The 9,324-nt window shown below is 71.1% G+C and carries 9 protein-coding genes; 6 read left to right on the forward strand and 3 right to left on the reverse strand.

The window, feature by feature from the left end; genetic code table 11:
- Positions 1-21: 21 nt before the first annotated feature.
- Entirely contained in the window at positions 22-3,066 is a 3,045-nt protein-coding gene (locus AC1D1T_RS14710) for a sensor histidine kinase (RefSeq protein ID WP_477825276.1), read from the reverse strand.
- A complete protein-coding gene (locus tag AC1D1T_RS14715; RefSeq protein ID WP_047509828.1) occupies positions 3,050-3,703 on the reverse strand; it encodes a response regulator in 654 nt (217 codons plus the stop codon). Before AC1D1T_RS14715 ends, AC1D1T_RS14710 begins: the two co-directional genes overlap by 17 nt.
- Positions 3,704-3,886: 183 nt before the next feature.
- Between AC1D1T_RS14715 and AC1D1T_RS14720 the strand changes: the two genes are divergently transcribed.
- From AC1D1T_RS14720 to AC1D1T_RS14730, 3 genes are all read left to right on the forward strand, one after another.
- Entirely contained in the window at positions 3,887-4,300 is a 414-nt protein-coding gene (locus tag AC1D1T_RS14720; RefSeq protein ID WP_477838689.1) for a winged helix-turn-helix domain-containing protein, read from the forward strand.
- A 54-nt stretch (positions 4,301-4,354) separates the two neighbouring features.
- Positions 4,355-4,714 carry a hypothetical protein gene (locus AC1D1T_RS14725; protein ID WP_465110577.1) on the forward strand — a complete coding sequence of 120 codons (360 nt, stop codon included), beginning with the start codon at positions 4,355-4,357 and terminating at the stop codon, positions 4,712-4,714.
- A gap of 95 nt (positions 4,715-4,809) precedes the next feature.
- Positions 4,810-5,196 (forward strand): type IV pilin protein, encoded by a 387-nt coding sequence (locus AC1D1T_RS14730; protein WP_156155050.1) that lies wholly within the window; start codon positions 4,810-4,812, stop codon positions 5,194-5,196.
- A gap of 4 nt (positions 5,197-5,200) precedes the next feature.
- Here the strand turns inward: AC1D1T_RS14730 and AC1D1T_RS14735 are convergent, their stop codons facing one another.
- Complete coding sequence (locus AC1D1T_RS14735; protein WP_477825278.1) at positions 5,201-6,526, reverse strand: right-handed parallel beta-helix repeat-containing protein; 1,326 nt, start codon at positions 6,524-6,526, stop codon at positions 5,201-5,203.
- A gap of 227 nt (positions 6,527-6,753) precedes the next feature.
- On the opposite strand from AC1D1T_RS14735, the gene AC1D1T_RS14740 reads away from it, so the two are divergent.
- The 3 genes from AC1D1T_RS14740 to AC1D1T_RS14750 all read left to right on the forward strand — a co-directional run.
- Positions 6,754-7,311 (forward strand): DUF308 domain-containing protein, encoded by a 558-nt coding sequence (locus AC1D1T_RS14740; protein ID WP_477825279.1) that lies wholly within the window; start codon positions 6,754-6,756, stop codon positions 7,309-7,311.
- Between the two features lie 46 nt (positions 7,312-7,357).
- Complete coding sequence (locus AC1D1T_RS14745; RefSeq protein ID WP_477825280.1) at positions 7,358-8,182, forward strand: ABC transporter substrate-binding protein; 825 nt, start codon at positions 7,358-7,360, stop codon at positions 8,180-8,182.
- 12 nt (positions 8,183-8,194) lie between these two features.
- Positions 8,195-9,324: ABC transporter permease (locus tag AC1D1T_RS14750; protein ID WP_477992056.1), on the forward strand; the 1,130-nt coding region annotated here is incomplete at its 3' end.

Genomic DNA, 9,324 nt, shown 5'->3' on the forward strand with positions numbered 1-9,324 from the left:
GAACAAGTCGGCGGCGCAGGTTCAGATGCGGACGGCGGCCGGGTCCTCGAAGTGCAGGCGCACGGTCGTGCCGCTGCCGGGCCGGCCGGCGATGTCGAGCGTGCCGCCAAGCAGGCGGGCGCGTTCCTCCATGCCGAGCAGGCCGTGCCCGCTGCGCTCGTGCGACGGGTCGAAGCCGGCGCCGTCGTCGGCAATCGCCAGCAGCCAGTGGCCGTCGTTGCGCTGCAACGCGAGGTCCACCCGCGCGGCATGGGCATGCCGGCGCACATTCGTGAGCGATTCCTGGGCGACGCGGAACACCTGGGTCGCGATGTCGGGAGCGAGCCGGTCCGCCTCGGCATCGACCTGCAGCCGGCACGGCAGGCCGGTGGCCTGGGTGAACTCCGCGGCCAGCCATTCCAGCGCGGCAGCCAGTCCGCCGTCGAGGGCGGGCGGGCGCAGTTGCTTCACGAGCGCACGCACGCCGCCGGCCAGGTTGTCGATGCGATCGAGCAGCACCTGGTACTGCGCCTGCGCCGGCGGCTGCTCGCCGCGCGCGCGGGCGCGCAGCACGGAGGCCTCCATGCGCAGGGCGGCCAGCTGCTGGCCCATCTCGTCGTGCAGTTCGCGCGCGATGCGCTTGCGCTCATCCTCCAGCGCGCGCGTGTTGTGTTCGCCGAGCCGGCGCAGCGCCTGGCGCGACACCTCGAGCTCGGCCGTGCGCTCGGTCACCGCATGCTCCAACCGATGGCGTTCGGCCCGCTGGCGCCGGCCCGTCGCCCAGGTGCTGAGCCACCACAGCAGCCCCAGGCCGGCCGCGGCGGCCAGCTTGGCAGGCGTCGACAGCCACCAGGGCGGCGCGATGGTGAAGGGGATCTGCAGGGGCGGGCCGGCCTCGACGAGCGGCAACCGGTAGGCTGCACGCACCTCCAGCACCTGGGTTCCGTCCTCCGCCGACTCGATCGTCACGACGTTCCCGGCGATGGCCTGCCAGGGCGCGTTGTCGTGCAGGCGGTATTCGAGGTGCAGCATGCGGCTGCGGCCGATGTTCGGTGTCCCCAGCGTGAACTGCAGATGGCGGTCGTTCCAGTCGATCTGCTCCGGCACCACTGCAGCGGTCTGGTCGCCGAACGCCACGGCCTTGAGGCGCAGCACGGGCGGTGCCGGTTCGGCGGCCGGCGCGCGGATGCGGGTGACCCCGGCACTGCTGCCGATCCACGCGGTGCCATCGGGTTCGAGCAGCACCGCGCCGTCGTCGATGTCGTCCCACAGCAGCCCGTTCGAGTGATCGATGTGCCACCAGCGGCTGCCGTCGAACACGAACACGCCCCGGTCGGTGCCGAACCAGACCCGCCCGTCGGACCCGGTGCGAAGAAAGTACTCGGTCGGGTTCCCGAACCGGGCCAGGTCGAACCGGCGGGTGAACCGGGCGGTGCCCGCGGCGTCCACGGCGTAGACCGAGAGGCCGTGGCTGTCGAAGGCCCAGAAGTCCGTGGCGTCGACGAACGCTGCGCGGCCGTAGACCTCGACCGGCTCGCCCTGCGCGTCGCGCATCGGCATCCAGCGGCCGTCGACGGGGCGGTAGGCGCGGTGCCCGCTGATGAACCATTCGACCGCGCTGGTCGCGACCCCCTCCGCCGGGAAGGCGACTTCGCTCACGAAATCCTGGTCCGGCAGCCCGCTGGCAACGGGCTGTCGCCGCGGGCCCGACGCCGAGGCGACGACGCGGTCGACGCCGTTGCGCCCGGTCAGGTAGATGCCCCCTTGCCGGCCCTGCATCACGACGGAGAGCGACGGATCGTCGAAGATCACCGCGGCCTGGGCCGTGCCGGCCTTCAGCCGCATGACGCGGCCCGTTTCCACCCACCACAGGTCGCCGCTCGCATCGACGGCGAGGGCGCTGACCGCACTGGCCGGGTGGCCTGTCGCCGCCGGCAGCGGCCGGAACCGGGCCGTGCTCTCGTCCAGCCACGCGGCACCGCGGGCCGTGCCGGCCCACAGCCGCCCGCTGCCATCGCGCGCGAAGGTGAACGTGGCGGGCGCCGGCAGCCCGAGGGCCGGGGTCCAGTGCTCGACGTTCAGGTAGCCGATCCAGCAGTGCAGGCCGCGGCCGGACGTGCCCAGCCAGAAGCTGCCTTCCGCGTCGAAGAACAGCGAGCGGATCAGCGTCTCCGGCAAGCCCTGCGCCGGTGTCCATTCCCGCCAGCGCTGACCATCCCAGCGTGCGATGCCCACATCGGTGGCGGTCAGGATGCCGCCCGCCGGGTCCTCGGCCAGCGCCGCGGTGGCCGGCAGCCGTTGTGCCAACGGGGCCTCGATGGCGCTGAAGCGCTGCTGCGCCGGCGGCAGCCGGGCCAGCCGGTCGCGGCTGCGCGCCCAGACACTGCCGTCGCGCCCGATCACCAGGTTGCCCCACATGCGGGCCGGCAGGCCCTCGGCCTCGCCCCACCGGCGCAGCGTGCCGTCGCGCCATTCGCACAGCCCCCGGCCACAGCCGAACCACAGGGCCCCGCGGCCGGCGCGCAGCGGTCCGGAATCGGCATCCAGCTCGCCCGGCGGGGCGGGGAACGCCGGCAACTGCAGCTGCCGCGCGACCGGCGCAGCGCCGGGCAAGGGGGCGTCGATCGACCAGATCCGGCTGTCGCGGTCGATGGCCAGCACGGTGCCGTGCGCGTCGATGTCGAGGCGCTGGCCGGGCTCGATGCCGATCGGCTTGCCGCCGGGTTGCGTGACGGCCGACCACTGCGCCACGCCATCCTTCTCGCGGCGCAGGAACAGGCCGACATCGGTCGCCACCCAGAGTCCGCCGCGGGCATCGGCCCGGGCCGCGTAGACCATGGACCGCTGCGCGCCCGGGGCCATCGGCTCGCGGTGGATGCGGAAGCCGTCGAAGCGGAACAGGCCGTTCTCGGTGCACAGCCAGAGGGTGCCGTCAGCGGCCTGCGTCAGGCAGCCGACCGCCATGTTGGTCAGCCCGTCCGACTGTTGATAGGCCTCGAAGACCGCATGCTGCGCCTGCGCGGGGCCGCTGCACGCGAGCAGCAGCGCGGCGAATGCCGCCAGGCCGCGCTCAATCCACCAGGCCATGCCTCAGCGCGTAGCGCACCAGGTCGCTCAGCGAGTCCTGATTCAGCTTTTCCATCAGCCGGGCCTTGTAGGTGCTGACGGTGTTCGGGGCCAGGTTCAGCTCGTTGGCAATGTCGGTCGGGGCCCGGCCCTTCACCAGCGCGATCAGCACCTGGCGCTCACGTGCCGACAGCAAGGCCATCGGCTCGTCCTGCGCCTGCTCGGCGCGCAGCATCTCGCTGCTCAGCGACGGATCGACATAGCCGCGCCCGGCCGCCACGCGGTGGATCGCATCCAGCAGTTGCTCGGGCGAGACGTCCTTCGTCAGGTAGCCGAGGGCGCCGGCCTTCAACGCGCGGCGGGCGATGTGCGGATCGGCATGCATCGTCAGCACCAGCACCGGCAGCTGCGGATGGGCCGCGACGACGCGCTCGATCAGGTCGACCCCGGTGCAACCGGGCATCAGCAGGTCGAGCAGCAGCAGGTCGATTCCCCCGGCGTCGACACCGGCCAGCACCTCGGCCGCCGACGCGCCCTGGCCGGCCAAGGCCAGCCCCTCGTCGAGCTCGAGCATCTTGCGCAGGCCTTCGCGCACGAGGGCGTGGTCGTCGGCGATGAAGACGCGGATGGGGACGGCGACGGGGGTGTGTGCAGACATGGGGGCCACCGGGACGGTGCCCTAGTGTAGTGATCAGTCTACAGGATGCCCGGCTTTTGGCTGGTCCCCGGCCCGATTGCACCGGAATTGATCATCTTGTGAGAATTTACCCGTCGACCGTTGTCGATTTCTTGTAGATTAATGTCTACACGATTTGATGTTGACACTACACCGCAAGGGCATATGTACATCCATCCATCACCACGAGATCGATCCGACGCCGCTGCCTGGGGGGTCCGGGACGAAGATTCCGTCATCGCGCCGGCGCTTCCCTCCGTCCTGCGTTTCGGCCGCTGCGAGGTCCGGACCGCGTCGCGCGAGGTCCTGGTCGATGGCCAGCTGCGCGCGTTGCAGCCGCGGCCCTTCGACCTGCTGGTGATCCTCATCGAAAGCCGGGCCCGGGTGCGCACCACGAACGAACTGCTGGACGAGGTCTGGGGCCACCAGATCGTCCAGCCCGGTTCGCTGGCCGCGGCGGTGATGCGCATCCGCCAGGCCCTGCGCGAGGGGGAGCCCGGCATCGGCCAGGTGATCCGCACCTACCCGCGCGTCGGCTACCGCTTCGTCGCCCTGCTCGATGGCGAAGTGGCGCGCTGACCGGCCGCCCGCCCCGATCGATGCCGACCTGCTTCTTCATGAGGTGCACGCACCATGCTTTCGTCCCGCATCAACGACCCGTACCCGCTGCTGCCAGGCTGGCTGGATGAGCTGGCGGGCCCGACGCTCGAACGCATCGCCGACGACCTGAGCGAGTTGCTGACCCGGCATCCAGGGGCCCGGCGCACGCTGATCCACCTGAGCGTGATCGAGAACACGCTGCGCTACAAGGATCGCGCCGCCGCCCACCGGTTGCCCATCGGCGTGCTGCAGGGCGCGCTGACCCAGCTGGAGGCGATCGGCTTCGCCGGCCGGAGCACGGGCCTGACCATCCTGCGCCTGCGCCTGATGCAGGCGCTCCTGCGCCACGGCGCGACGGCGGCGCCGGGACACGCCCCCTTGCAAGCGTGTTGACGAGGATCTGCCGACGACCCCGTCATCCCGATGAATGCGTCGCAGACGAGCGCGTCGTCCGGCGGCGTTGCCTCGCGCTGATCGGGATGGCGATCGTGTCGATCCTCGCCGCGATGGCGCTGTACGGCTGCAACGACTCCATCCTTCGCGACAAGCTGGTCGACGGCACGACTGCGCTGGCCGGCCTGCGCGCGCGCCTGGAGCTGTACCACCGGCACCACCACACCTACCTGACCGTCAGCGAGGACGTCGTCAGCCCCTGCGACACCATCCCGGCCGGCGGGGCCGGGACCTTCCACGTGCAATGCCTGCAGGTCACGGCCACCGCCTACTTCCTCACCGCCCAGGGCAGCGGCGTGACGCAGGGCTTCGTCTACACGACGGACACGAGGAACACCCAGGTCACCGCAGGCCTGCCGCCCCGCTGGAGAGCGAACCCACCGTACCCGTGCTGGATCACCCGCCAGGGTGACACCTGCTGATCGCTCAGATCTTCCCGACCCCGGCATGGGCCTTGACCGTGTCGGGCACGTCGTTGGCCGAGATCGGCTTGATCAATCCACCCGCGAGGGGCTTGAACGCGGTCAGCACGGCCGAGTCCTGCACGAGCTTGTCGGTGGCCGGTGCGGGGCTCGCGATGTTCGGGTTGCAGGGTCGCCCGATCGCGGCAATGCAGGTGGCCTTGGTGGCCGAGGTCTGCCCGTACACGCCGAACAGCTGGCCGTTGCCGGTGGCATCGGTGAGCACCGGCATCGAGACGTTCCTGAAGTGGTTGCCCTCCATCAGCACGCGCGTGTTGGCTCCCTCGTAGTCGAGCGCATGCCAGCCGCCGGTCTCGAAGTAGTTGTTGACGATGTGCACCAGCGCACCGCTGCCGGCGGAGTTGAAGCGCGGGGCGCGACCGTCGAAGTGGTGCAGGTAGTTGTTGGCGATGGTGATCCTGCCGTTGCCGTAGGCCAGCAGGTTCCAGTAGTGGTTGCCGGTGCAGCGCGCCGACCACGCCGACCGGCCGTCGAGCTCGTTGTTGGAGAGGGTGATGCCGTCGATCGTCGCCGTGGCGTCGCCGTTGCCGAGGACGATGAACTGGCGGCCGATGCGCGCGAAGCGGTTGTGGTCGACCCACACCTTGGTGGCCGCGGGGATGGACAGGCCGTCGCCGCCCCAGACCATGCCCTCGTTGATGTCCGTGAACGACAGGTTGCGGATGATGATGTTGCTGACGCCGCCCTGCAGGATCACGCCCTTGCCCTTGAGGCCGGCGTTGGCGCCCACGCCGATCAGGGTCTTGTTCGAGCCGATCAGCAGGGCGGCGGTGCCGGCCACCTTGTACTTGTAGGCGCTCGTCTGCTTGCCGGTGCAGTAGCTCTTCTGCCAGTCCTGGACATTCAGCGTGATCTCGCTCTTCTGCGTGGCGCCGCTGCACACGCTGGTCGCGAAGCAGCCCGGTGCCGAGGCGCTGCCCTCGCTGTCGGTCAGGTCGATGACGGACGCCACCTCGATGATGCGCGGCTCGGTGTCGGTGCAGCCGTTGCCGTTGCTGGTGCGGCAGAGCTCGCGCTTCAGGTCGGCGACCGTGCTCACGCGGAACGTGTTGCCGCCGGCGCCGCCGGTGACGCCGGCCGCAAAGCCGGTGGGCACGTTGCTGACGGCGCGCACGGCTTGCGCCTCGGCGCTCGCGCTGTCGTCGGCGCTGGCCTCGGCGCCGGATCGATCGAGTTCGGACGTGCCGCCGCATGCCGCGAGGAGGGCCGTGGCCACGGTGACGAGCCACAGCGCCGGGCTGCAGACGCGATGGGTTTCGGGGGTCGACAAGATGCTGCTCCTCCAGGTGGCTTGATGGAGGCATGACCATAGGTCGAGGCCTGGCTGGAGTCTTGACGGAACCTTCCTGGCGGGATGCCGGGAATGACAAGATGGAAACACGTTGTGAGCCGGCGCTGTCCGTCCGGGGGCGGCGCCGGCATCGGTCAATCGTCCGATTCCGCCGGCCGGCCGCTCGCCGCAGACTGGCTTGATCCGCTTTCCACCGAGATCACGCCATGACGACTGCCACCTCCCTTGCCACGAACTCGACCTGGTTGAGAACGCTCTACCTCACGCGCGCCGCCTTCTCGATCGCGTGGGTGGCGCTCGCCTTCGCGGCGGCGCCAGCATCGCCCGTCGTCGCGAGCGTGCTGCTCGTGCTGTACCCCGCATGGGACGCGCTGGCGAACGCGCTCGACGCCCGGCAATCGGGCGGCATGTCGGCCAACGCGACGCAGATGATCAACGTGCTGGTCAGCGCCGCGACGACCGCCGCGATGGCGGTGGCGGTGCAGCAGGGCATGCCCGCGGTCTTCGTCGTGTTCGGCGTCTGGGCCGTGCTCTCGGGCCTGCTCCAACTGGGCACCGCGGTGCGCCGCTGGAAGCACCAGGGTGCGCAGTGGGCGATGGTGCTGAGCGGCGCGCAGTCGGCGCTGGCCGGCACGTTCTTCGTCAAGCAGGCGAGCGGCCCGGCGCCGATGCTGCAGAACCTGGCGGGGTATGCCGCGGTGGGGGCGGTCTACTTCCTGATCTCAGGGTTGATGCTGCTCTGGCGCGAGCGCCGCACGCGCTGAATATCCGCGATGATGGGGTCTTCCGATCGACTCCAGCGTTCATGACATGAAGCCGTCTCGCCGTGCCGTCGCCGCCTTGCTCCTGGCCGGCTGCGCCGTGCTGCTTGCGCAGGCGGCCGGCGCGCAGGAGAAGTTCATCGTCGTGGCCTCGACCACGTCGACCGAGCAATCGGGCCTCTTCAAGCACCTGCTGCCGGCGTTCACCCGCGCCAGCGGCATCGAGGTGCGCGTCGTTGCCGTCGGCACCGGCCAGGCGCTCGACATCGGCCGGCGCGGCGATGCCGACGTGGTGTTCGTGCACGACACGCCGGCCGAGGAAAAATTCGTCGCCGAGGGCTGGAGCGAGAAACGCTTTCCGGTCATGTACAACGACTTCGTGCTGGTCGGCCCGAAGCCGGACCCGGCCGGCGCGCGCGGCGCCGACATCGTCGCCGGCATGGGCAAGGTGGCCGCCGGCGGCCAGCCCTTCGTCTCGCGCGGCGACCGCAGCGGCACGCACAGCGCCGAGCTGCGGCTGTGGAAGCTGGCGGGGCTCGACCCGGCTGCCGCCAGGCCGGCCGTCTACCGCGAATGCGGCTGCGGCATGGGGCCGGCGCTGAACATGGGGGCGTCGATCAACGGCTACGTGCTGACCGATCGCGGCACCTGGCTCGCGTTCAGGAACCGGGGCGACCTGGCCATCCTCGTCGAAGGCGACAGGCGGCTCTTCAACCAGTACGGCGTGATGCTGGTCAACCCGGCGAAGCATCCGCAGGTGAAGAAGGAGCTCGCGCAGCGCTTCGTCGACTGGCTGGTCTCGCCGGCGGGCCAGGCCGCCATCGGCAGCTACCAGATCGAAGGCCGGCCGCTCTTCTTTCCGGATGCGAACTGACGTCCCTGGCGGATGAGCACCTTCGCCGACAGCTGGCGGCTCGCGTGGACGTTGATCGCCGGCGGCGACGCCGAGCTGTGGCGCATCGCGATGCTGTCGCTGCAGGTGAGCGGCATCGCGGTGGGGGTCGGGTCGGTGGCGGGCCTGCTGCTCGGTGCCTGGCTGGCCGTCGCGCGCTTCCCCGGCCACGGCGTGTTCGTCTGGGCGGTCAACACCCTGCTCGCGTTGCCGGCCGTCGTCGTGGGGCTGCTGGTCTACCTGCTGCTCTCGCGGGCGGGGCCGCTCGGGCCGTGGGGGCTGCTGTTCACGCCGACGGCCATGGTGGTGGCGCAGAGCGTGCTCGTCACGCCGTTGATCGCCGCGCTGTCGCGCCGGCTGGTCCTGGCGGCACTCGATGAAGGCGGCGACCAGCTGCGCTCGCTCGGCGCGGGGCCGCTCGCCTGCGCACTGCTGATGCTGGTGCACGAGCGGCTGGGCGTCGCGACGGTGCTGCTGACCGCGTTCGGCCGCGCGGTCGCGGAGGTCGGCGCGGTGATGATCGTCGGCGGCAACGTCGCCGGCGTCACGCGCGTGATGACCACCGCGATCGCGCTCGAGACCAGCAAGGGCGACCTCGCGCTGGCGCTCGGCCTGGGCCTGGTGCTGCTCGGCATCGTCGGCGTGGTCAACGGCGTGATCATGCTGCTGCAGTGGTGGGGCGCGCGCACGCGGGCGCTGCCTGCGGCGCCACCGTTGCGAGCGGAGCAGGCGCCGGTCGCCGGGCGCGACGCGCCGGTGGCCGCCCATGCCGCGTCCCAGCCGCTGATCGCGCTGCAACGGGTGAGCGTCGCGTTCGGCGACTTCACCGCATTGCGCGATGTCACGCTGACGCTCGCGCGCGGCGAACGCCTGGTGCTGGTCGGCGCCAACGGGTCGGGCAAGACCACGCTGCTGCGGCTGCTGCAGGGCCTGGTTCCGCATGCCGGCGTCGTGGCGCGCGCGCCGCTGCAGCCCGAGGGCCGGCTGCCGCGCGCCGCCATGCTGTTCCAGCAGCCCTTCCTGATGCGGCTGTCGGTGTTCCGCAACGTGTGGATCGGCCTGTGGCTGCGCGGCATCCCGCGCGCCGCGCGTGCGGCGCGCTGCCACGAGGCGCTCGCGCGCGT

It is taken from the genome of Rhizobacter sp. P2_H3, from assembly GCF_056403355.1.